Source organism: Pseudomonas sp. P5_109, from assembly GCF_034009455.1.
GTDB lineage: Bacteria > Pseudomonadota > Gammaproteobacteria > Pseudomonadales > Pseudomonadaceae > Aquipseudomonas.
The window spans coordinates 6,411,790-6,434,402 of sequence record NZ_CP125380.1 but is presented as its reverse complement, the minus strand read 5'-3'; the positions used below and the strand labels follow the sequence as shown (position 1 = coordinate 6,434,402).

The 22,613-nt window shown below is 61.0% G+C and carries 21 protein-coding genes; 8 read left to right on the top strand and 13 right to left on the bottom strand.

The window, feature by feature from the left end; translation table 11 throughout:
- Positions 1-110: 110 nt before the first annotated feature.
- Together purU and fdhA are read left to right on the top strand one after the other, a co-directional pair.
- The gene (gene purU / locus QMK54_RS28680; RefSeq protein WP_007981374.1) at positions 111-968 is read left to right on the top strand and encodes a formyltetrahydrofolate deformylase; all 858 of its coding nucleotides are present in this window, start codon (positions 111-113) and stop codon (positions 966-968) included.
- Between the two features lie 207 nt (positions 969-1,175).
- Positions 1,176-2,375, top strand: a complete 1,200-nt coding sequence (gene fdhA, locus QMK54_RS28675; RefSeq protein ID WP_103396677.1) for a formaldehyde dehydrogenase, glutathione-independent — start codon at positions 1,176-1,178, stop codon at positions 2,373-2,375.
- 232 nt (positions 2,376-2,607) lie between these two features.
- Here fdhA and QMK54_RS28670 read toward each other — a convergent pair whose 3' ends face one another.
- Genes QMK54_RS28670 through QMK54_RS28660 form a run of 3 tightly spaced genes read right to left on the bottom strand, consistent with a single transcriptional unit; the run spans position 2,608 to position 4,553 of the window.
- Positions 2,608-3,282, bottom strand: a complete 675-nt coding sequence (locus tag QMK54_RS28670) for an anti-sigma factor domain-containing protein (protein ID WP_320401699.1) — start codon at positions 3,280-3,282, stop codon at positions 2,608-2,610.
- Positions 3,279-3,905 (bottom strand): sigma-70 family RNA polymerase sigma factor, encoded by a 627-nt coding sequence (locus QMK54_RS28665; RefSeq protein WP_320401698.1) that lies wholly within the window; start codon positions 3,903-3,905, stop codon positions 3,279-3,281. Before QMK54_RS28665 ends, QMK54_RS28670 begins: the two co-directional genes overlap by 4 nt.
- Before the next feature lie 54 nt (positions 3,906-3,959).
- On the bottom strand, positions 3,960-4,553 hold the full coding sequence (locus QMK54_RS28660) for a fasciclin domain-containing protein (protein ID WP_320401697.1): 594 nt from the start codon (positions 4,551-4,553) through the stop codon (positions 3,960-3,962).
- Positions 4,554-4,839: 286 nt separating this feature from the next.
- Here QMK54_RS28660 and QMK54_RS28655 point away from each other — a divergent pair, with 286 nt between their 5' ends.
- Entirely contained in the window at positions 4,840-5,397 is a 558-nt protein-coding gene (locus QMK54_RS28655) for a DUF2780 domain-containing protein (protein ID WP_320401696.1), read from the top strand.
- A gap of 1 nt (position 5,398) precedes the next feature.
- Here QMK54_RS28655 and QMK54_RS28650 read toward each other — a convergent pair whose 3' ends face one another.
- Positions 5,399-6,286 (bottom strand): acyltransferase, encoded by an 888-nt coding sequence (locus tag QMK54_RS28650; protein ID WP_320401695.1) that lies wholly within the window; start codon positions 6,284-6,286, stop codon positions 5,399-5,401.
- A gap of 296 nt (positions 6,287-6,582) precedes the next feature.
- Here QMK54_RS28650 and QMK54_RS28645 point away from each other — a divergent pair, with 296 nt between their 5' ends.
- From QMK54_RS28645 to creD, 4 genes are all read left to right on the top strand, one after another.
- Positions 6,583-7,089, top strand: a complete 507-nt coding sequence (locus QMK54_RS28645) for an ATP-dependent zinc protease (protein ID WP_320401694.1) — start codon at positions 6,583-6,585, stop codon at positions 7,087-7,089.
- 59 nt (positions 7,090-7,148) lie between these two features.
- Positions 7,149-7,829 (top strand): two-component system response regulator CreB, encoded by a 681-nt coding sequence (gene creB / locus QMK54_RS28640; protein ID WP_110660142.1) that lies wholly within the window; start codon positions 7,149-7,151, stop codon positions 7,827-7,829.
- Positions 7,829-9,247, top strand: coding sequence for a two-component system sensor histidine kinase CreC (gene creC, locus QMK54_RS28635; RefSeq protein ID WP_320401693.1), 1,419 nt, complete (start codon positions 7,829-7,831; stop codon positions 9,245-9,247). Before creB ends, creC begins: the two co-directional genes overlap by 1 nt.
- 94 nt (positions 9,248-9,341) lie before the next feature.
- On the top strand, positions 9,342-10,712 hold the full coding sequence (creD, locus tag QMK54_RS28630; RefSeq protein WP_320401692.1) for a cell envelope integrity protein CreD: 1,371 nt from the start codon (positions 9,342-9,344) through the stop codon (positions 10,710-10,712).
- Between the two features lie 160 nt (positions 10,713-10,872).
- Here creD and QMK54_RS28625 read toward each other — a convergent pair whose 3' ends face one another.
- The 9 genes from QMK54_RS28625 to QMK54_RS28585 all read right to left on the bottom strand — a co-directional run bounded on the left by QMK54_RS28625 (position 10,873) and on the right by QMK54_RS28585 (position 21,721).
- On the bottom strand, positions 10,873-11,502 hold the full coding sequence (locus QMK54_RS28625) for a glutathione S-transferase (RefSeq protein WP_181432053.1): 630 nt from the start codon (positions 11,500-11,502) through the stop codon (positions 10,873-10,875).
- A 183-nt stretch (positions 11,503-11,685) separates the two neighbouring features.
- Complete coding sequence (locus tag QMK54_RS28620; protein ID WP_320401691.1) at positions 11,686-12,984, bottom strand: MFS transporter; 1,299 nt, start codon at positions 12,982-12,984, stop codon at positions 11,686-11,688.
- A gap of 287 nt (positions 12,985-13,271) precedes the next feature.
- The gene (locus QMK54_RS28615) at positions 13,272-13,451 is read right to left on the bottom strand and encodes a hypothetical protein (RefSeq protein ID WP_223589837.1); all 180 of its coding nucleotides are present in this window, start codon (positions 13,449-13,451) and stop codon (positions 13,272-13,274) included.
- Positions 13,448-14,578: a PepSY domain-containing protein gene (locus QMK54_RS28610; RefSeq protein WP_320401690.1), complete on the bottom strand. Its 1,131-nt coding sequence runs from the start codon at positions 14,576-14,578 to the stop codon at positions 13,448-13,450. The genes QMK54_RS28615 and QMK54_RS28610 overlap by 4 nt, the downstream gene beginning before the upstream one ends.
- Positions 14,579-14,650: 72 nt before the next feature.
- A complete protein-coding gene (locus QMK54_RS28605; protein WP_320401689.1) occupies positions 14,651-17,086 on the bottom strand; it encodes a TonB-dependent siderophore receptor in 2,436 nt (811 codons plus the stop codon).
- Positions 17,087-17,358: 272 nt separating this feature from the next.
- On the bottom strand, positions 17,359-18,333 hold the full coding sequence (locus tag QMK54_RS28600) for a FecR family protein (RefSeq protein WP_320401688.1): 975 nt from the start codon (positions 18,331-18,333) through the stop codon (positions 17,359-17,361).
- Positions 18,330-18,848: an RNA polymerase sigma factor gene (locus tag QMK54_RS28595; RefSeq protein WP_320401687.1), complete on the bottom strand. Its 519-nt coding sequence runs from the start codon at positions 18,846-18,848 to the stop codon at positions 18,330-18,332. The genes QMK54_RS28600 and QMK54_RS28595 overlap by 4 nt, the downstream gene beginning before the upstream one ends.
- 228 nt (positions 18,849-19,076) lie before the next feature.
- Positions 19,077-19,784, bottom strand: a complete 708-nt coding sequence (locus QMK54_RS28590; RefSeq protein WP_320401686.1) for a 3'-5' exonuclease — start codon at positions 19,782-19,784, stop codon at positions 19,077-19,079.
- A complete protein-coding gene (locus tag QMK54_RS28585; RefSeq protein WP_320402951.1) occupies positions 19,781-21,721 on the bottom strand; it encodes a putative nucleotidyltransferase substrate binding domain-containing protein in 1,941 nt (646 codons plus the stop codon). Before QMK54_RS28585 ends, QMK54_RS28590 begins: the two co-directional genes overlap by 4 nt.
- A 253-nt stretch (positions 21,722-21,974) precedes the next feature.
- Here QMK54_RS28585 and QMK54_RS28580 point away from each other — a divergent pair, with 253 nt between their 5' ends.
- On the top strand, positions 21,975-22,433 hold the full coding sequence (locus QMK54_RS28580; RefSeq protein WP_320401685.1) for a response regulator: 459 nt from the start codon (positions 21,975-21,977) through the stop codon (positions 22,431-22,433).
- The last annotated feature ends 180 nt before the right edge of the window (positions 22,434-22,613 follow it).

Here is a 22,613-nt window from a genome sequence, read left to right as displayed (position 1 = left end):
ACTTCAGAGCGACGCGTTGAATCAGGAAGTACGCGTCATCGTTGACCTCCATCGCGAGCAAGCTCGCTCCTACAGGAGGCATCTACCGCATTCAAAGGAGTCACCGCACCATGAGCCGCGCCCCAGACACATGGATTCTGACCGCCGACTGCCCGAGTGTGCTCGGCACCGTGGACGCGGTGACCCGCTTTCTGTTCGAGCAGGGCTGCTACGTCACCGAGCACCATTCCTTCGACGACCGGCTCTCGGGCCGTTTCTTCATTCGAGTGGAGTTCCGTCAACCCGATGGCTTCGACGAACAGTCGTTCCGCGCGGGCCTGGCCGAGCGTGGCGAAGCGTTTGGCATGATCTTCGAACTGACCGCGCCGAACTATCGACCGAAGGTGGTGATCATGGTCTCCAAGGCCGATCACTGCCTCAACGACTTGCTCTACCGCCAGCGCATCGGCCAGTTGTCGATGGATGTGGCCGCCGTGGTCTCCAACCACCCGGACCTCAAGCCACTGGCCGACTGGCACCAGATTCCGTACTACCACTTCCCGCTGGACCCGAACGACAAACCGTCGCAAGAGCGTCAGGTGTGGCAGGTGATCGAGGAGTCCGGCGCCGAACTGGTGATTCTTGCGCGTTACATGCAGGTGTTGTCGCCGGAACTGTGCCGCAAGCTCGATGGCAAGGCGATCAATATCCACCACTCCCTGCTGCCCGGGTTCAAGGGTGCCAAGCCCTATCACCAGGCCTACAACAAGGGCGTGAAACTGGTGGGCGCCACGGCGCATTACATCAACAACGATCTCGATGAAGGCCCGATCATTGCCCAGGGCGTCGAGGCAGTGGACCACAGCCATTACCCGGAAGACCTGATCGCCAAGGGGCGGGATATCGAAGGGCTGACGTTGGCGCGGGCGGTTGGGTATCACATTGAGCGACGAGTGTTTTTGAACGCTAATCGCACCGTTGTTCTTTAGGTTTTTGGGGCCGCTTCGCAGCCCATCGCCAGCAAGCCGGCTCCTACAGGATTGCGGTCGGCGCAGCGATCCCTTGTAGGAGCCGGCTTGCTGGCGATGAGGCCCACACGAACAACACAAAACACACAGGCAACACCCAGAGCAATCAACGCGGCGCCGATCCCTGGTGACGCGACCGCTACATAAAAACAACAGCGAGGTGAAAGCATGTCTGGCAATCGTGGTGTGGTGTATCTCGGCGCTGGCAAGGTCGAAGTACAGAAAATCGACTATCCGAAAATGCAGGACCCGCGTGGCAGGAAGATCAACCACGCCGTCATCCTGCGTGTGGTTTCCACCAACATCTGTGGTTCCGACCAGCACATGGTGCGCGGTCGTACCACCGCTCAAACCGGCCTGGTACTGGGCCACGAAATCACCGGCGAAGTGATCGAGAAGGGCAGCGACGTCGAGAACCTGCAAATCGGCGACCTGGTATCCGTACCGTTCAACGTCGCTTGCGGGCGCTGCCGTTCCTGCAAAGAGATGCACACCGGCGTGTGCCTGAGCGTCAACCCGGCGCGTCCGGGCGGTGCCTATGGTTATGTCGACATGGGCGACTGGACCGGCGGCCAGGCCGAATACGCCATGGTGCCGTACGCCGACTTCAACCTGCTGAAACTGCCGGATCGCGACCGGGCCATGGAAAAAATCCGTGACCTGACTTGCCTCTCCGACATCCTGCCGACCGGCTATCACGGTGCCGTGACTGCCGGCGTTGGTCCTGGCAGCACGGTGTACATCGCCGGTGCCGGTCCGGTCGGTCTGGCGGCGGCCGCATCCGCTCGCCTGCTCGGCGCGGCAGTGGTGATCGTCGGTGACGTCAACACCGTGCGCCTGGCCCACGCCAAGGCCCAAGGCTTCGAGATCGCCGACCTTTCCCTGGACACTCCGCTGCACGAACAGATCGCCGCGTTGCTGGGCGAGCCGGAAGTGGATTGTGCCATCGACGCCGTCGGCTTCGAAGCCCGTGGCCACGGCCATGACGGCGTGAAACACGAAGCCCCGGCCACCGTGCTCAACTCGCTGATGGGCGTGGTGCGGGTGGCAGGCAAGATCGGCATTCCCGGCCTCTACGTGACCGAAGACCCGGGTGCTGTCGACGCTGCCGCGAAAATGGGCAGCCTGAGCATTCGCTTCGGTCTGGGCTGGGCCAAGTCCCACAGCTTCCACACCGGCCAGACCCCGGTGATGAAGTACAACCGCGCGCTCATGCAAGCGATCATGTGGGACCGCATCAACATCGCCGAAGTGGTGGGCGTTCAGGTGATCAGCCTGGATCAGGCACCGCAGGGTTATGGCGAGTTCGATGCCGGCGTGCCGAAGAAATTTGTGATCGATCCGCACAAGATGTTCAGCGCGGCGTAAGCCTTCACGCAAAATGAAACGGCGACCTTCGGGTCGCCGTTTTTTTTGAGCTGTAAATCAGATCTGGTGATCGACATAACCTTGTGGCGAGGGGAGCTTGCTCCCGCTGGGCTGCGGAGCGGCCCTGAATCCTGGGTATGGGGTATATCAGCTGTACCGTGGTGGATCGTTTGCGACGGCTGCGCCGCCGAGCGGGAGCAAGCTCCCTCGCCACAGGAAAGATTTATCGCCTTCAGAGCGTCGCCAATGCCCCTTGATACAACACCGGCCCCGTCGGCTGCCCAGTCGGCGAACCACCCTTCGGTTCGAGGCTGACCGCCAGCGCAATCGGTTTACCGATCAGCGCTTTCTGCGCGTCGCTCAGCTCAACTTTGCCTTTGCCGCCCGCCGGGATCACGCCAAGGGAAATCGGTTTGCCGTCCGCCGGGATCGCCCACAACTCCAGGCTTTGCCCCGGTTCTATCGCTGCCAGTGTCAGCGGTTCGACTTGCAGGTAATCGGCATGGGCCAGAACACGCAACGCCGGTTGGGCGTCGGCGCCGGCCAGGGTCGCGCTGTAGTGGGCATCGTCGCGGGTGTAGATCACACCAAGGGTCAAGGCGATCAGCAGCGAGCAAACCGCCGCCGTCACTCGCAGCCAATTCCAGAACGGCCGTTTCGCCGGCACATGCAATTCTTGCGGGTCGATCCGCGCGGTAATGCCTTGCCAGACGCGATCCGGTACCGGCTGCTCCGGCAGGGCGTCGGTCAGGCTGGCCAGGCTTTCCTGCCAATGCGCCAATTCCGCGCGCAAGGTCGCATCTTCCAGCAACAGCTGTTCGAAACGCCGGCGCGCGGTGGCGGGCATCAGGCCAATGGCATAGTCGGCGGCGAGGGCGCGGCGCAGGGTCGGGGTTCGATAGTTCATGATTCAAGGCACCTGCGCAGGCGTTCCATGCCGCGGCGAATCCAGGATTTCACCGAGCCTAGCGGCGCGGCCAGGTGTTCGGCCAGTTCCGAGCATGACAGTCCCTGAAAATAGGCGACGGTAATCGACTGGCGCTGCATGCCTTCGAGGCTATCCAGGCAGCGGCTCAAGGCGCTGGCGTCGCGGGCACTGGCCAGTTGCTCGTGGGCCGATGGGCTTTCATCCATGAGCATCTGTTCTTCGAGATTGCTCAATGGCCGATCGCGATGTTTGCGCAACTGGTCGATGGCTTGATGACGGGTGATGTTGATCATCCAGGTCAACGGCGCCGACAGATGCGCTTCGTAGCGCGATGCATTGTTCCAGATGCGCACGAAGCTCTCTTGCAGCACCTCTTCGGCCAGGTCCGGCCGGCCCATGAAGCGCAGCGCTACCCCGTGCAGACGCGGGCCGACGCTGCGGTACAGCGTCTCGAACGCGCGGCGGTCGCCCAGTGAACACTGGGCCAGCAGTTGCCTGAGCTGATCGGCGTCGGTGATGGGAATAGCGGTTCTCCCGGAAAGCGGGGCAAGGGGCCGGTTGCAGGCAGAGGTTAGTTCACGGTGCGCAGTTGTTCCATTCACGGCGAACACCCCGGGAGTACCGCCGGCCCCTAAGCGCGGGGACGGCGGTATGGCTCAGCTTTTCGGCATCAGCACCTTGTCGATGACCTGTATCACCCCGTTGGACTGGTACACGTCATAGGTGGTGATGTCCGCGACGTCGCCCTTTTCATCCTTGATGGTGATGTTGTGCGGGCCGTTCATCATTGCCCACAGTTTGCCGCCGGCAACCGTCGTCAGTTCGGCCTTGCCACCACCGGCCCTGATCTTCTCGGCCAGGGTCATCATGTCGAGTTTTCCGGCGACCACGTGGTAGGTGAGGAGGTGGGTCAGCGTGGCCTTGTTGGCCGGTTTGAGCAGGGTGTCGACGGTACCGGCGGGCAGGGCGGTGAAGGCCGAATTGACCGGGGCGAACACGGTGAACGGGCCTTTACCCTTGAGGGTGTCGACCAGGCCGGCGGCTTTTACCGCGGCCACCAGGGTGGTGTGATCGGCGGAGTTCACTGCGTTATCGACGATGTCCTTGCTCGGTAGCATGGCCTGGCCACCGACCGTGACGGTGTCGTGGCCCATGTCCGCCGCTAGCGCGGTGTTCAGGACGAGTCCGCCACCAAGGGCCAGGGTCAGCAGGCTGGCAATCAATGGCGTTTTGATCGAAGTGCGTTTCATGGTGATGATCCTTGTGATGAGAATCGGCCAGGAGTGTCTGTCCGTGCTTGATATACGCGGGAGACGTCAGACTGGATGCAGGGCGCGGGAATTTTTCCTGTAGGAGCGAGCTTGCTCGCGATGGACTCCAGGCCAACGCGTTAATCCAGGAAGTACGCGTTATCGTTAACGTTCATCGCGAGCGAGCTCGCTCCTACAGGGGGCTGGGAACAATCCTCGGGGATACCAGTCCAATGCACAGTTTTTCGCCGCCCATTGCCGGGCGGTGTTCATAGAGGATGTCTGAATGAAGGTTTTACGCGGTTTTGCCCTGGCATCGCTCTTGACCCTGGCGGTCAGTCCGGCCTTTGCACAGTTCAACCTGAGCGATGCGGCCAGCGCGATTGCGGGCATGCAGGGCGGTGACGCGGCTGCGACTGCCGCACCAACGCCGCAGACAGCCGACCTGCTGAGCACGCTCAGTCAATTGAACATCACCCCACAGCAAGCCGTTGGCGGTGCCGGGGCGATGCTGGGGCTGGCGAAGAATCAGTTGAGTTCGACCGATTACTCGGAACTGGCCAAAAGCGTGCCGGGCATCGACATGCTCTCGGGCGGCGGTGAGTTGGGCGCGCTGGCCGGCCTGCTCGGTTCCAGCGGCAAAGCGGCAGGGCTGGATAACGCCCTGGGCAACGTCAAGGACACCAACGACCTGAACAACGCCTTCAGCGCCCTGGGCATGGACAGCGGCATGATCGGCCAGTTTGCTCCGGTGCTCCTGCAATACTTCGGCCAGCAGGGCGTCGGCGGTTCGTTGCTGGGCAGCCTGGGCAGCATCTGGGGCGCCGGCACCGCCGGTAGCTGATTCAGCGAGGCTCGGCGCGCAAGGCGTCGATGCGCTGGTCCTTCTCGATCCAGAGCTGGTTGACCCAGTTCTGGATTTTTTCGCGAAACAGCGGATCGTTTTCGTAATCGCCCTGCCACAGCGTCGGGTCGAGTTCGCGGGTCTTTATGTCGATGATGACCCTTGGCACATTGCCGCTGATCAAGTCCCAGAACCCCGGAATCTTCTGCTGCGGGTAAACCACCGTCACATCGAGAACGGCGTCCAGTTGTTCGCCCATCGCGGCCAGCACAAAGGCCACCCCGCCGGCCTTGGGCTTGAGCAAGTGAGTGAATGGCGACTGCTGTTGAGCGCTTTTCACTGCAGTGAAACGCGTACCTTCCAGATAGTTGACCACCGTCACCGGTTGGCGCTTGAACAGCTCGCAGGCTTGTCTGGTGATCTCCAGATCTTTGCCCGCCAGTTCCGGGTGCTTGGCCAGGAACGCCTTGCTGTAGCGCTTCATGAACGGGTAATCCAGCGCCCACCACGCCAGGCCGAGGAAAGGCACCCAGATCAGCTCTTTCTTGAGGAAGAATTTGAAGAACGGCGTGCGCCGGTTCAGCGTCTGGATCAGCGCCGGGATGTCGACCCAGGATTGATGGTTGCTGATCACCAGATACGAGGTATCGCGGCGCAGATCGTCACCGCCACGGATGTCCCATTGGGTGGGGATACACAGGCGGAAAATCAGCTTGTCGAATTCCGACCAGGTCTCGGCGATCCACATCACCGCCCATGAGGCGTAATCGCGAAAGCGGCCGGGCAGGATCAGTTTGAGCAGGGCAAACACCATCAACGGCCCGATCAGGACCAGGGTATTGAGCAAAAGCAGCAGGGTCACGAAACAGCCGGTGAGCAGGCGGCGCATAAATCACTCGTGCAAGCGGTTGGGCGCGCCATGATAAGCAGCTTCGGGCGACAGGCCAAATCGGCGGTGACGAATGTTTCACTTTTGCGGCGTTATGCTGGGGTGAAATCGGATCGGCCATAGTGTTGCAGTGTTTGATCTGGCCTCTTCGCGGGCAAGCCCGCTCCCACAGGTGGTTCACTGCAGTCCATTGTGGGAGCGGGCTTGCTCGCGAAGCGAACTCAAGGCGAACGAATAGCGGGCTGACTGTCTAAAATCCCGCGATCGACGCCCATATTCCCAAGGAAGCCCATTACGTGAAATCCCTCCTTGCAGTGCTCTCCCTTATCGCCCTGCCGGTCATGGCCGCCGAGCCGACCCTGTACGGGCGTTACGAATACATCGCCCTGCCGGAAATCGGCGGGCAAGTCCTCAAGGCCAAAATGGACACCGGCGCCCTGACCGCGTCGCTGTCGGCCAGGGACATCGAAACCTTCAAGCGTGGCGGTGAAGACTGGGTGCGCTTCCGCCTCGGCACCAAGGATGCGAGCAACCAGGTCTACGAACACAAGGTCGCGCGCATCAGCAAGATCAAGACCCGTTCCGAAGAGGACGAAGAGGACAACGAAGTCGTCGCGCCGACGATGCGCCCGGTGGTCGATCTGGAACTGTGCCTGGGCAACGTCAAGCGCACCGTGGAGGTCAACCTCACCGACCGCAGCAGCTTCAACTACCCGTTGCTGATTGGCGCCAAGGCCTTGCGTGAGTTTGGCGCTGCGGTGAATCCGGCCCGGCGGTTTACGGCGGACAAGCCCGATTGCTGATTGACGGGGTCTGAGGCTTGGGGCACCGTTCGCCCACATCCCTGCCGGGCTAGGACGCCATGCCTCATATCCTGATTGTCGAAGACGAAGCGGCCATTGCCGACACCCTGATTTTCGCCCTGCAAGGCGAGGGCTTCAGCACCACCTGGCTGAGCCTCGGCGCGGCGGCGCTGGAGCATCAGCGCCAGACCCCGGCCGATCTGATCATTCTCGATATCGGCCTGCCGGACATCAGCGGCTTCGAAACCTGCAAGCAACTGCGGCGCTTCAGTGAAGTGCCGGTGATGTTCCTCAGTGCCCGGGATGGCGAGATCGATCGCGTCGTGGGCCTGGAAATCGGCGCGGATGATTACGTGGTCAAGCCGTTCAGCCCCCGGGAGGTGGCGGCGCGGGTTCGGGCGATTCTCAAGCGCATGGCACCCCGCCCGGTGAGCGAACCGTCGACGGAGCTGTTCCGCATCGATGGCGAACGCGTGCAAATCAGTTATCGCGGTCAACTGCTGACCCTGACCCGCCATGAATTCCGTCTGCTGCAATGCCTGTTGGAGCAGCCCGAACGCGTCTTCAGCCGCGAACAGTTGCTCGATGCGGTGGGCGTGGCCGCCGACGCCGGTTACGAGCGCAGCATCGACAGCCACATCAAGAGTGTGCGCGCCAAGTTGCGATTGGTGAAGGCCGATGCCGAACCGATCCAAACCCACCGTGGCCTCGGCTACAGCTACAACCCGGGACACAGCTGATGTCGCTGGGAATCCGGATTTTCCTGGTCTACGCCCTGTTCATCGGCCTGACGGGCTACTTCGTGCTCAACACGGTCGTGCAAGAAATCCGCCCCGGCGTTCGCCAGTCCACCGAAGAAACCCTGGTCGATACCGCCAACCTGATGGCCGAGATCCTGCGCGATGACTTCAAGGCCGGCACCCTCAACCAGAGCCGCTGGCCGGAGCTACTCAAGGCCTATGGTGAGCGCCAGCCTGCGGCGAAAATCTGGGGCTTGCCGAAGAACCAGGTCAACCACCGCATCTACGTCACTGACGCCAAGGGTATCGTCGTGCTGGATTCCAGCGGGGCGGCGGTGGGGCAGGACTATTCGCGCTGGAATGACGTGTACCTGACCCTGCGCGGTGAATACGGTGCTCGCTCCACGCGCAGTGACCCGAACGATCCGGGGTCTTCGGTGATGCACGTCGGTGCGCCGATTCGCGACAGCGGCCAGATCATCGGCGTGGTCTCCGTGGCCAAGCCCAACAGTTCGCTACAGCCTTATGTGGATCGCACCGAACGCCGATTGCTCGCCTATGGCGCCGGACTGATCGGACTCGGTTTGCTGTTCGGCGCGGTGTTGTCCTGGTGGCTGAGTCGCGCCCTGCGCAAACTGACGGCGTACGCTCAAGGCGTCAGTGAGGGTCGGCGGGTTGAAGTGCCACACTATCGTGGCGGTGAACTGGATCAGTTGGCCACGGCGGTGGAGCAGATGCGCACGCAGCTTGAGGGCAAGGCCTATGTCGAGCGTTACGTGCACACCTTGACCCATGAGCTGAAGAGTCCGCTGGCAGCGATTCGTGGCGCGGCGGAACTGTTGCAAGGCGATATGCCTCCGGCTCAGCGGCAACGCTTCGTTGGCAACATCGATAGCGAAAGTGTGCGCATGCAGCAGTTGATCGAGCGCTTGCTGAATCTGGCGCTAGTCGAACAGCGCCAGGGCCTGGAGGAACGCGTCGACGTGCCGCTGGCGGCATTGGTGAGTGAATTGCTGAGTGCCCAGGCGGCGCGAATCGAAACCCGTCAGTTGCAGGTGGAGCAGACGATTGCCGCCGATCTGACGCTCAGTGGCGAGCCGTTCCTGTTGCGGCAAGCATTGGGCAACCTGTTGGAAAACGCCCTGGACTTCACCCCGCCCCAAGGCTTGGTGCGCCTCAGTGCCCAGCGAATGGGCGGGCAGGTCGAGTTCAAGCTGTTCAATCAGGCCGAGGCCATTCCAGACTATGCGTTGCCAAGGCTGAGCGAGCGTTTCTACTCACTGCCGAGGCCGGACAGCGGGCGCAAAAGCACCGGGCTTGGGCTGAACTTTGTCGAGGAAGTGGTCAAGCTGCATGGCGGCACCCTGAGCATCGGGAATGTCGACGGCGGAGTGCAAGTGACAGTGCGCCTGCCTTAGGGCTGGCCCAGTCTCCACAAAGTCTCCACATTCCCTCCATTCATTCCTCACACAGCCAACCCAGACTTTCCCCATCCAAAACAGGGAGAGTCCCATGAACCGTAGCCTGACCCTAAAACTTGGGGCAATTGCCCTGTTGATTCTGTTGTTGCTGATCCCGCTTCTGATGATCAACGGCGTGATACGTGACCGTCAGCAACTGCGTGACGGCGTGCTCGACGACATCGCCCGCAGTTCCAGCTTCAGCCAGCAAGTCAGCGGTCCGTTGATGGTGGTGCCGTATCGCAAAGTGGTGCGCACCTGGAAGACCCGTGAAAAAACCAACGAGCGTTATCAGGACATCAGCGAAGAGCGCGGTCGTCTGTATTTCCTGCCGGAACGCTTCGAACTCGACGGCCAGGTGCAGACCGAGTTGCGCTCCCGGGGGATTTACCAGGCGCGGCTGTTTCATGCCGACAATCGCATCAGTGGGCGTTTTTCGCTGCCGGCGCGGCTCGGTATCAAGGAGGACTTTGCCGATTACCGGTTCGATCAGCCGTTCCTCGCCGTTGGCATCAGCGATATCCGTGGTATCGAAAATGCCTTGAAACTCGAACTCGACGGCCAGAGCCTGGACTTCATTCCCGGTAGCCAGGTCGGCTGGCTGGGTGAGGGCGTGCACGTGACGCTGCCGGCGCTGAATACTGAGCAGGCTGCGGAACTGGATTTCGGGTTTGACCTGCGCCTGCAAGGCACGGGCGTGTTGCAGGTATTGCCGGTGGGTAAAACCAGTACAGTCTCGTTGAGTGCCGACTGGCCTCACCCAAGCTTCATCGGCAACTATCTGCCGGCCCAGCGTAAAGTCACCGATCAGGGGTTCACCGCCAGTTGGCAGGCGTCGTTCTTCTCTACCAATTTGCAGGAGGCCTTGAGCAGTTGCGTCACTGGCGGTGACTGCGCAGCCTTCAGCGGCCGCAGCTTCGGGGTGAGCTTCATCGACCCGGTGGATCAGTACCTGAAAAGCGACCGGGCGATCAAGTACGCGCTGCTGTTCATCGTCCTGACGTTCGCCGGTTTTTTCCTCTTCGAAGTACTGAAAAGCCTGGCCGTACACCCGGTGCAATACGCACTGGTGGGGGTGGCCCTGGCGTTCTTTTATCTGCTGTTACTGTCGTTGTCCGAGCACATCGGTTTTGGCCTGGCGTATCTGTTGTCGGCGGCTGGTTGCGTGTCGTTGATCGGTTTTTATGTGTGCCATGTCCTGCGCAGCGTCGTGAACGGGTTGAGCTTCTCCGCGGGGCTGGCGGCGTTGTATGGCCTGCTTTATGGCGTGTTGAGCGCCGAGGATTACGCACTGCTGATGGGCTCATTGCTGCTGTTCGGTCTGTTGGGCGTGTTCATGGTGCTGACCCGCAAGCTGGACTGGTACGGAATCGGGCAGAACGCGGCCAAGCCGGTAGCGTTTGAAGTGGGAGCGGTGGAATGAGCCGGTCGTTGGGGTTGCGCGAGGATCAGCGAGAAGGGAGGGTGTTGGCGACGCTGGTTGCCGGGTTGTTTGCGTTAGATCCAGCTCGCTCCCACATGAGGCCACAGTCAAAGGTGGGAGCGAGCCTGCTCGCGAACAGGCCAGTACCGTCAGCGAAGATTTAAACCTTGGGCATCGTCGCAATCATCGAAGGCCGCTGACTCACTTCGAAATACCACGCCGCCAACTGCGGGTTCACCGTGCGCCAATCCAGATCCGGATGGCGCAGGTCCAGGTAACCCAGTGCACAGGCCACACTGATCGCGGCCACGTCGAAGTGGCAAGTCAGTTCGGCAATCGCGTCCTTTTCCAGCAATGCCAGGGCACGGCGGATCTTGTCGCGCTGGCCCTCGAGCCATTCGTCCCAGTGTTTTTCCGGGGCGCGCAGGGCGACTTCGTAGCGCACCAGCACGGCTGCGTCCATGATCCCGTCGGCCAGCGAAGCGAGCGTCAGGCGCCGCCAGCGAGCCGAGCCTTCGCGGGGGATCAGCGGGTTGCCGACGTGCTGCTGATCGAGGTAGTCGAGGATGACTCGGCTGTCATGGATGATGTTGCCGTCGGCCAGGCGCAGGGCCGGGATCTTGCCCAGGGGGTTGTCTTCGATCAGCGTGAGGTCGGGGTTGACCGGGGTGAGTACGCTGGTCTGCAACGCCACGCGGTCTTGCTGACCGGTTTCGTGCAGCAGCACCATGACTTTGCGAACGAAGGGGGAAAGGGGGTTGTGGTACAGGGTCATGCTCGGGGCGGACATGGCAGCGTCTCGATCGGTGGCGGTGTCACGCAGCATAACGTGTGGATGCGATAGCTCAAGATCACCGTCACCTGTAGGAGCGAGCCTGCTCGCGAAAAACCTGAGGGCGCCGCTTGGTGTCAGGTGCCCAGCGTCATCGTTAACGACCTTCGCGAGCAGGCTCGCTCCTACAGGGGTTGCGTTTTAGCTGGCGGGTTGCAGTGTCTGCCCGGCTTGCGGCCCCGAAACAGCCTGTGGCTTGATCTCACGGGCCACGGTCCAGACGATGAACGCAGCGACGATGTCGAAAATCGCCAGTACCACGAACAGCGGGCTGTAGCCGATCTTGGTCACCATCACGCCAAACACCAGGGTGAACGCGGCCGCGCCCAGGTAACCGAACATGCCGCCCATGCCGGTGGCGGTGGCCACTTCGTTCTTGCCGAACGAGTCAGAGGTGATCGCATACAGCGCGCCGGACAAGGTCTGGTGCGCGAAGCCGCCGATGCACAGCAGCGCAATCGCAGTGTAGGGGCTGGCGACCAGGCCGATGCAGGCCGGGCCGATCATGCACGAGGCGCCGAACAGCAGGACCATCTTGCGCGAGGTGAACAGCGACACGTTGCAGTACTTGTGGAAGAACGGGCTCAGGTAACCGCCGAGCACGCAGCCGAGGTCGGCGGCGAGGAACGGCAGCCAGGCGAACATCGCGATCTCTTTGATGTTCATGTGCCGTTCGGTCATCAGGTACAGCGGAATCCACGCGTTGAAGGTCTGCCAGGCCGGCTCGGAGAGCATGCGCGCACTGGCGATGGCGTAGAAGTTGCGGCTGCCGATGATCTTTTTCCAGTTGCCTTTTTGCTTGGCCGTGTCTTTGAAGTGATCTTCCTGACCGCTGAGGATGTAGTCGCGTTCTTCGTCGCTCAGGCGCTTCTGGTCCCGTGGGTGCTTGTAGAGGACCATCCACAGGAAAGTCCAGGCCACGCCCAGGCCGCCCACGATCAGGAACGCCAGTTCCCAGCCGCTGTGCAGGATCGCCCAGACCACCAGCGGCGGCGCCAGTACGGCACCAATCGACGAACCAATGTTGAACCAGCCGATGGCCACCGAGCGCTCTTTGGCCGGGAACCATTCAGTCGACGTCTTGACCGCCGCCGGCAAACCCGCCGCTTCGGTCAGGCCAAGCAGGCCGCGGACAAAGGCTAGGCCCTGCCAACCGGTCGCCAGGGCTGCCAGCGCGCAGGCAATCGACCAGGCAAAGGCGAAAATGGCGAAGCCCATTTTGGTGCCGATGGCATCGATGATGTAGCCGGCCACCGGTTGCATCAGCGCATAACACACCTGCCACGCGACGACGATGTGCGAGTACTGCTCGGTGGAGATGTTCATTTCGCTCATCAGGGTCGGAGCGGCCACTGACAGGGTATTGCGAGCCAGGTAGTTGACCATCAGGCCGGCCGTCACAAGGCCGACCATCCACCAGCGGATGCCTTTGACTTTCATCACTTCACCATCATTTTTTTGGATTTATTTTTGGTGCCGCATTTGTTGTAGGTTGTCGTACAACATGCGTCTTTATAGAAGCGCAAGGGTAAAACTGTCAACAGATATGTCAGAGGATTTGCAGGGAGAGGCGACGGGTGGGGAGTGTTGTCATCGTATGACTGGCGAATACTTGAGACTTGTCACGGGACCTGTGGGAGCGGGCTTGCTCGCGAAAGCGGTGTGTCAGTCGCCATTGATGTTGGTAGACACACCGCATTCGCGAGCAAACCCGCCCCCACAAGGGGTCAGCGGCGTTGCAAGAGACCGCGCAGCCCTAGAATGGCGGGGATCCCCAAGCCCACCCAGCTCAGCGAATCCCACACCCCATCCCCGAGCAACGCGGCGAACAACCCTGCCGCGCTGAGCAGCGCGATTCCGGTTGGAATGGCAAAGACTTTCCAGAAGTTCGACTGCCGGGGCTTCATGCCGCGCTCTCCGCTTTTTCCAGCACTGGCCGCGCAGCCTTGCGCCGCACTACCCACAGGTACACCCCGCTGCTGAGCACGATGATGGTCAGCACATCGAGGGTCGCCCAGAGGATTTGCATCGGCATGCCGCCGTAGTCTCCGAAGTGCAGAGGCTGCGACATGCCCATGGCGTCCATGTACCACGGTCGTTCGGCCACGGCAGTGACTTGCAGGGTGCTGGCGTCGATCAGTACCGGGGTCAACAGGTGCGAGGTCAGGTGCGTGCTGCCTTTCATGAACACCGCGTAATGGTGCTCGCTGGAAAACCGCGTGCCGGGGAACGCGATGAAGTCCGGCTGCATGCCCGGCGCGACATCCTTGGCGATGTCGAGCAAACGGGTGGCCGGCGCCAGTTGCGTCAGCGGCGGCGCGTCGCGGTAGGGAGCGACCATGGCGCTCAGGCTGTCGTTGCGCCAGGCGGCAATGATCAGGTCGGCGCAGGCACTGATCACGCCGGTCACGCCAACCACCAGGGCCCAGGTCAAGGTCACCACACCGATCAGGTTATGCAGGTCGAGCCAGCGCAGGCGCGTGGATTTGTCCTGGCGCACGGTGGCGAACTTCAAGCGGCGCATGAACGGCAGGTACAGCACCGTGCCGGAAACGATCGCCACCACGAACAGAATCCCCATGAACGCCAGCAGCAACTTGCCCGGCAGCCCGGCGAACATGTCCACGTGCAGGCGCAGCATGGTCAGCATGAAACCGCCGTTGGCCGACGGCGTTTCCAGTGCTTCGCCGGTGCGAGCGTCGAGCATGAAGGTGTGGGACGAGTTCGGCTCGGTACCGGCGGTGGCGGCCATGATCGTCAGCACGGCATTGGGCTCATCGTCTTCGAAGCCGAAGTACTGCATGACTTCACCGGGACGGTGTTTTTCGGCCGCTTCTACCAACTGCTGCAAATTCAGGCGTGGAGTGTCCGCCGGCATCTCCTTCACTTGCGGCGCATCGCCCAGTAAGTGGTCGATCTCGTGGTGAAAGATCAACGGCAGGCCGGTCAGTGCCAGCAGTAACAGGAACACCGTACAAATCAGGCTGGTCCAGGTGTGGATCGTGGACCAGCGGCGGATTGTTTTACTTTTCATTTCAAAGCCTTCAGAAAAACCAAGGCCGTCCACGAAGGACGGCCTGGTCATTGGGCGTGTCAGCTCAACGCGTTACCACTTGTAGGTTGCACTGGCGACAACACTGCGCTGGTCGCCGTAGTAGCAGTAGAAGCTGTCGCAAGTCGAGATGTAGTCCTTGTCGAACAGGTTGGTCGCGTTAACGGCCAGCGAAGCGCCTTTGAGGCTGTTATCCAGGCGACCGAGGTCGTAGTGTACCGCGGCGTCGAAAACCGTGTAGGCGCCAGCCTTGCCCAGCCAGGTGTTGGCCTCATCGCCGTAGGTGTTGCCGGTGTAGCGCGCGCCGGCGCCGATGCCGAAGCCGTCGAGCACGCCGTTGTGCCAGGTGTAGTCACCCCACACCGATGCTTGCTGGTTAGGCATCAGTTGCAGGCGATTGCCCTTGAACGCGCCGTCTTGCACTTCGGATTTGGCCAAGGTGTAGGCCGCGGTGACCTTGAGGTTTTCGGTCACGTCGGAAACGGCTTCCAGCTCCAGGCCTTTGACTTTCACTTCGCCGGTCTGGCTGGTGACCGTCACGTTGCCCACGTTGTTGGTGACGGAAACGTTTTTCTGGGTCAGGTCATACACGGCCGCCGTCAGCAGGGTGTTGCTGCCCGGTGGCTGGTACTTGATCCCCAGTTCCCATTGCTTGCCCTCGGTCGGTTTGAACGAATCGGTCGGCGAGGCGACAGCATTGCTGGCCGGCTGGAACGATTCGGCGTAGGACAGGTAAGGCACGAAGCCCGAGTCGAACACATAGCTGATCGCTGCGTTGCCGCTGAAGTTCTTGTCGCGCTCGGTGTTGGTGGCATCACCCTTGTTGAAGAATTTGGTGCCTGTATGGACCCAGTCTTCACGACCGCCGAGTGTCAGGCGCCATTGGTCGAGGGCCATTTGGTCCTGGACGTACAGGCCGGTCTGGTGGGTCTTCTGGTCATAGTCATAAAACGCCGAGGAGCGTGGTGGCCGAGTGATCGGCAAGCCATAGACCGGGTTGTTGACGTTGATGGCCGGTGCGCCACCGAAGATCGAGGTGTAGTTGGTGTTGCTGCGCTGGTGGTCCAGGCCGATCAACAGTGTGTGTTGGATGTCGCCGGTGGCGAAGTCGCCCTGGAAGTTGTTGTCCACGGCGAACTGGCTGATGTCCTCATCGACATTGGTCGTGCCGCGCCCGGTGTTGCCTTCGTCGTCTACGACAAATCCGATAGAAGGAAAGTAGCTGTTGACGGTAACCGTCTGGAACGACAGGTCCGACTTGGTGTAGCGCAGGTTCTGGCGGAACTGCCATACATCGTTCAGGCGATGTTCGAAGGCATAGCCCAGTGCGTAGTAGGTGCGGTCGTAGAAGTCGTAGTCCGGATCACCCAGGTTCTTGTGGTGCGAGATCTTGCCGAACGGCATGTCGATCTTGGTGCCCTGAATCGGATAGAACTGGCTGGTAACGCCGGTATCGTCACGGGTGAATTGCGTCAGCAGGGTGAGTCTGGTGTCGTCGTCGATGTTCCAGGTCAGGCTTGGTGCAATGTTGTAGCGCTTGTCATCGATGTGGTCGATCTGGGTGCCACCGTCACGCACGACGCCACTCACGCCATAGAGAAACCGGCCTTCGTCGTCGATTTTGCCGGTGCTGGCGAAGTTGATCTGGCGATGATTGTCGCTGCCGTATTGCAGTTGGACCTCACTGCTGGCTTCGGCGCTCGGGCGCCTACTGACCATGTCCAGCAGGCCGCCTGGCGGGGTCTGGCCGTACACAGAGGAGGCCGGGCCGCGCAGCAACGCCAGGCGGTCGAGGTTCCAGGTCTCCTGTTTCGGGTTGGCGTACACGCCTTTTGGCAGTGGCAGGCCGTCGAGGAATTGAGTCGGTTCGAAACCACGCACGCGCAGCCAGTCGGCGCGGGTGTCGCTGCCGTAGCTGCTGGCGGTAATGCCCGGCAAGTAGCGCACGGCGTCATCGAGGGTATGTGCGTTGCGGTCGTCCATCTGCTCACGAGTGACGACCGAAATCGAGCGCGGTGCTTCGACCAGCGCGGTATCGGTCTTGGTGCCGGCGGCAGTGCGCTTGGCGACGTAGCCTTGTACCGGGCCCCAGGCGCTTTCAGCATCTTCCACGCCGATCACGCTGGTCGCTGGCAGGGCCATCACGCCCTCGGGCACGGCCACCAGGCTGTAGGTGCCTGCACTGCTTTGCTCCAGTTGCAACCCGGTGCCACGCAGGGCTTCGCGCAGGGCGCCGGTTGCGTCGAACTGACCGTTGACTGGCGCCGAGGTTTTGCCCGCCGCCAGGGATGGGTTCAACGACAAGGCCAGGCCGGCCTGGCTGGCGATCTGGTTCAGGGTGCTGGCCAACGGTGCGGCTGGCAGGTTGTAGGCGCGGACGCTGGATGCCTGTTCAGCGGCGAACAGTTGGCTGCTGGCCAAAGGGGTGCAAAGGGCAATGGCGACCGCCAGCAAACTGGGGCGCAACAAGGTGTCTAGCGAACGGGACATGACAGCGGCTCCTGAATGTAAATATTTCTCAATTGCCTGTGTGCCGAACGAAAATCAAAAAGTGATAGGGCTGGATGAAAATAATTTCGATTCAGTTATTCAATTGCGGCCAAACTACTTTCGGGATGCGCTTTTGTGGCGAGGGGGCTTGCCCCCGTCCGGCTGCGAAGCAGTCGTAAAGTCAGCGAACGCAGTCGGTCAGGAAAACCCAGAGGGCCGCTTCGCGACCCAACGGGGGCAAGCCCCCTCGCCACAGGGTTCTGTGTGGGGATTCAGGGCTTGGTATCGGCCTTGGCCACGACCTTCACCCACCATTGCGTGTGCTGTTCGATCTGCACCGGCAGGGTCGGTAGCAGGGCATTGAGCGCCAGGTCGGTGTCGCGCAGTGGGAAGCTGCCAGTGATGCGCAGGTCGGCCACTTCCGGCGCAACGCCGACGTAACCGCTTCGATAGCGACCGATTTCATGCACCAGGTCTTCCAGTCGCGTGTTATCCACCACCAGCATGCCGCGGGTCCAGGCATCCGCGCCGAGGTTGACGGCCAGAACCGGACCCAGGCCGTTATTGCGGATCAACACCTGTTGGCCTTCGCGCAAGATCTGTTCATCCGGGTTGGACTCGGGGTGAACCGCCACCGCCGACTGCAACACGCTCAGGCGCGTGCCTTCGTCTTCGCGCTTGACCAGAAACCGCGTACCCAGGGCGCGCATGCTGCCTTCACGGGTTTCGACGATGAATGGCCGGGGATCACCATGGCCGGTTTCAACCAGGATTTCGCCTTCTTGCAGCACGATGCGCCGCTGCTTCTCATCGAAGCGAATATCCAGGGCGCTGTGAGTGTTGAGATTGATCAACGTGCCATCGGTGAGGCGCAAAGTGCGTTGCTCGCCAACGGCGGTGCGCTGGTCGGCCAGCCAGTATTCGATCGGCAGGTAACGTGGTCCGGCAAATAGCGCCAGGCCGATAACTGCCACCACACTCGCCACGCCATTGCCGAGCTTACGCACCCGTCGGCGAATGCCTTCGCGCGATTGCAGCAGGGCTGTGCGGGCCGGGCCGCTGGCTACGCTGAAGCGCTGGTCGAGCATGCCCAGCTGGCGCCAGGCGCGGGCGTGCTCTTCGTGGGCAGCATGCCACTTGGCGAACTCTTCGCGCTCAACCGGGTTGGCGCCATCCATGGACAACTGCCAGGCAATCGCCGCGTCCAGCACGTTGGCCGATACCGGTTTGGAACTGAGCGGATTCATGTCGGCTCACCATACAGCGCGATGTAGCACTGGCGAATGCCTTGGGCCAGGTACTGACGCACCCGCGGCACCGACACGCCGAGGCGCTCGGCGATTTCTGCATGGCCGAGGCCGTCGAGGCGGTTATAGAGGAACGCCGCCCGGGCCTTGCTGGAAAGCTTGCCGAGCAAACGGTCAATGTTTTTCAGGTCTTCGAGGATCATTTGCTGTTCTTCCGCCGACGGTTGTTCGACTTCGGGAATCAGCATCAGCTCGGTGAGGTAGGCCTGTTCCAGCGCGGCGCGACGGAAATAATCGAACAGCAGGCCCTTGGCGATTGCCACCAGAAACGCCCGCGGTTCGCGTGGTTCCTTCAGTTCCTCGCGGCCCAGCAAGCGCACGAACGTGTCCTGGCTCAGGTCTTCGGCCCGCTGCGGGCAGGCGACGTTGCGTCGAAGCCAGGCCAATAGCCAACCGCGATGGTCGCGATATAACGCACCGACGAGCTCACTTTGAGGGCTTGGGACTGACGACACGCAACATCACCGCTTGGGAAGTGTTAACTAACGAGAATTGTTCGCGATTGTGGCAGAGGCGAGGGGGGGAAGCAATTGGCGTTGGTCGGGTGGGAAGTTGGTGACGGCCCCTGTAGGAGCGAGCCTGCTCGCGATGGACGTCAACGATAACGTTGGCTGCCTGACACCCAGCGGTGTCCTGGAGTTCATCGCGAGCAGGCTCGCTCCTACAGGGGGTGTGCGTATAGGTCAGAAGGAGGGCGCCTGCTGCCTCCGCTTCCACTGACTCAGGCGCTGCTGCAAATTCAACGGGCTATGAATCTGCTGTTGCCGCGCGCGGCTGAACAGGATCAACGCCAGTTCAGCGGTCGCCAGGGCGTCGGCGCTGGCGTGGTGGCGTTCGAAGACTTCGAGCTTGAACCAATCGATCCAGTCGTCCAGCCCGGCCTCGCGAATGTGCGCCTGCGGACACAGCAACGGTGCAATGTCCGCCACATCCAGAAACGGATGCTGCAACTTGCACCCCAGATGATCTTTCAGCGCACGGCCGAGCATGTGCTGGTCAAACGGCGCGTGGAAGGCCAGCACCGGACTGTCGCCAATGAACTCCATCAGGTCGAGCAGCGCTTCTGCCGGATCGCAGCCCGCCGCAATGGCGCTGGGGCCAATACCGTGGATCAGCACACTGGGGCCGAGTTTTACCTGCGAATATTGCAGGGTGCGTTCGAACTGCTGGCGAAAGTCGATGGCCCCGTCCTCGATCACCACCGCGCCGATGGACAGCACGTGATCCTTGTTCAGGTTCAACCCGGTGGTTTCCAGATCGAGTACCACCCAGCGCTGCTCGCGCAGGCTGCATTCGCTCAGGGCGGCGACGGTGGGCAAGCGTTCCAGGCGATGTTGCAGGTGGGCGGGCAGGGTGGGGCCCGGCGGGCGCAACCATGAAAACAGGCTCATAGCTGATACCGCAAAGCCAGGCTGCTTTGCAGGCGTTGTGCCTGGCGCAGGGATTCACGCAGGATGCGCCGGTCCAGATGATTGAGGCTGTCGGGGTCGACCCGGTTTGAGTAAGGAAAATTCTCCCGGGTCTGTAGTTGATGTTGCTGCATGCGGGTTTGCTGGATGAAGTGATAGGCCTCTTCGTACGCGGCGCCGTCCAAGGGCTCGATGACCTCTTTGATGACCAGCTGGCGAAAACGCTCCAGGGTGTTGTTCGCTTCGATACCGTGGGCCAGGGCCAGCAACCTGGCGCCGTCGACGAACGGTGCCAGGCCTTGGATTTTCAAGTCCAGAGTGGCCTTTTCGCCATTTTTGCGCGCCAGCACGAACTCGCGGAAACGTCCTACGGGGGGGCGATTGCGCAGCGCATTCTCGGCCATCATGCGCTGGAACAAACGATTGTCGCCGACCTGATCGAGAATGCCCCGACGCAACTGTTCGCAGCCTTGCTCGCTGCCCCAGACCACGCGCAAATCGAAATAGATGCTTGAACCCAGAAGGTTCTCCGGGGTTGCCTCGCGGATAAACGCCGCAAAGCGTCGCGCCCATTCGGCCCGGGACAGACACAGCTCGGGGTTGCCGGCCATGATATTGCCTTTGCACAAGGTGAAGCCACACAGTGCCAGGCTCTGGTTGATCTGCTGGGCGATGGGCAACAACCTGCCGCGAATCTCGGCGGCATGGGCTGCATCCCTGGCTTCGAACAGAATGCCGTTGTCCTGATCGGTGTGCAGGGTCTGCTCGCGACGGCCTTCACTGCCGAAACACAGCCAACTGAACGGCACGCCGGGGTCGCCTCTTTCGGCGAGGGTCAGTTCGATCACCCGGCACACGGTGTGGTCGTTTAGCAGGGTGATGATGTGGGTGATCTGCGTCGAAGATGCGCCGTGGGCCAGCATGCGTTCGACCAGTTGACCGATTTCGCCGCGCAGCGCCACCAGGTTTTCCACCTTCTGTGCGTTGCGGATAGTGCGCGCCAGGTGCACCAGGTCGATCCGCTGCAGGGAAAACAGATCGCGCTCGGAGACCACGCCGCACAAACGTTGGTCCTTGACCAGGCAGACATGGGCGATGTGCCGCTCGGTCATGGCAATCGCCGCGTCGAAGGCACTGTGATCCGGCGACAGGAAAAACGGTGCCCGGGTCATGTGCCCATCGATGGCTTCGTTGAAATCACTGCTGCCGTTGGCCACGGTCTGACGCAGGTCGCGCAGGGTGAAAATCCCCAGTGGCGCCTTGAGTTCGTCAACTACCACGATGCTGCCGACCTGTTGTTCGTGCATCAACGTCACGGCTTCGCGCAACGGCGTCAGCGGTCCGCACGTTACCGGGTGGCGCATGGCCAATTCACCCAGCCGGGTATTGAGCGAATACTGGGTGCCAAGGGTTTCCACGGCTTTTTGCTGCACTTGCTGGTTGACCTGATCCAGCAGACTGCTAACGCAGCGCAAAGCGAAGTTGCGGAAGGTGTCCGATAGCGAAAACAGGCGGATGAACGCCGGCTTGTTCAGTTGCAGGCAGAAGGTGTCTTCGCCTGCGAGGTGCTCGGTGCGGGTCGCCCGCTCACCCAGCAACGCCGCGAGAGGGAAGCACTCGCCGGTGGTGATCTCGAAGACTGTTTCGGTGCCGCCTTTGGCCGTATGCGGACGCTCGCCCACGACCCGGCCTTGTTTGACGATATAGAAGTGCTCGACCGGGCCGTCGGTGGGTTTGATGATGCTCTCGCCGGGAGCGTAAAAACGCAGTTGGCATTGCTCGACCAGATACGCCAGGTGAGCGTGTTCCATCTGATTGAAGGGCGGGAAGCGCTGGAGGAATTGCAACGTGCCCTGGATGTTCTGCAACACCGCGGTTTTCCCTGCCTGTGTGAAGGCGTCCGCTTTACTCATAACCATTACCGCTGTCTTTTTCGAATTGTTGTAGTCGGATGACGTGGACATGGTCGACCCCTGTGGCCGGGGTGCCCATTGGACGTAAGTCTAGGTAGGCAATCAGTGTGATGGAATGTCGGAAAAACCCTACGCAACTGTGAGAAAAACCTCCCTATTCTGCTATTGGAAAAATATCCGACGAGGTGCACATTGATGGTCTGCTTAGTGATGTCTCACCACTGTGCTAGGGAATTGAATTGAACATGTAGAGAAAGCCATGTCCGACCACGATATTTTGAGCGACGCCGAGCGCGAAGCGCTGAGTGCCGTCATGCTGGAACCTGACCTGCCGCTGCAACGGGTGCTCATCGTCGACGACGATAAAGACGCCCGTGAGCTGTTGTCAGAGATTCTCGCGCTGGAGGGCATTCGCTGCGTGACGGCAGCCAGTGGCGAAGCGGCACTCAAGATTCTGGTGACCGATGCAGAGATCAAAAAGCTCACCATCGGCTTGCTGATCACCGACCTGCGGATGGGCCATGTAGACGGGCTGGAACTGATCCGTCAGGTCCGCGAGTCAGTACGGGCAGCATTGCCGATCATCATTGTCTCGGGTGACGCCGACGTGAAGGATGCGATCGCCGCAATGCATTTGAGCGTGGTGGACTTTCTGCTCAAGCCGATTGATGCCAGTCATCTGCTGACACTGGTAAAACGCGAATTGGGTATTAAATAACGGGCCTCTTGTAATTGTTAGTTGCATGTTTTAATTGTTTTGGTGGATTTAACTTGTAATTAAGTTTGTGTCTCTGGTCTGCGAAAAAGCTACTCACAAATAGCCTGTTCTTTCTTTTGATTATTCAGCTATCGTCCAGTGCTTGAAAGCTGATGCAGGCATTATCCGATGTCGTGCTTT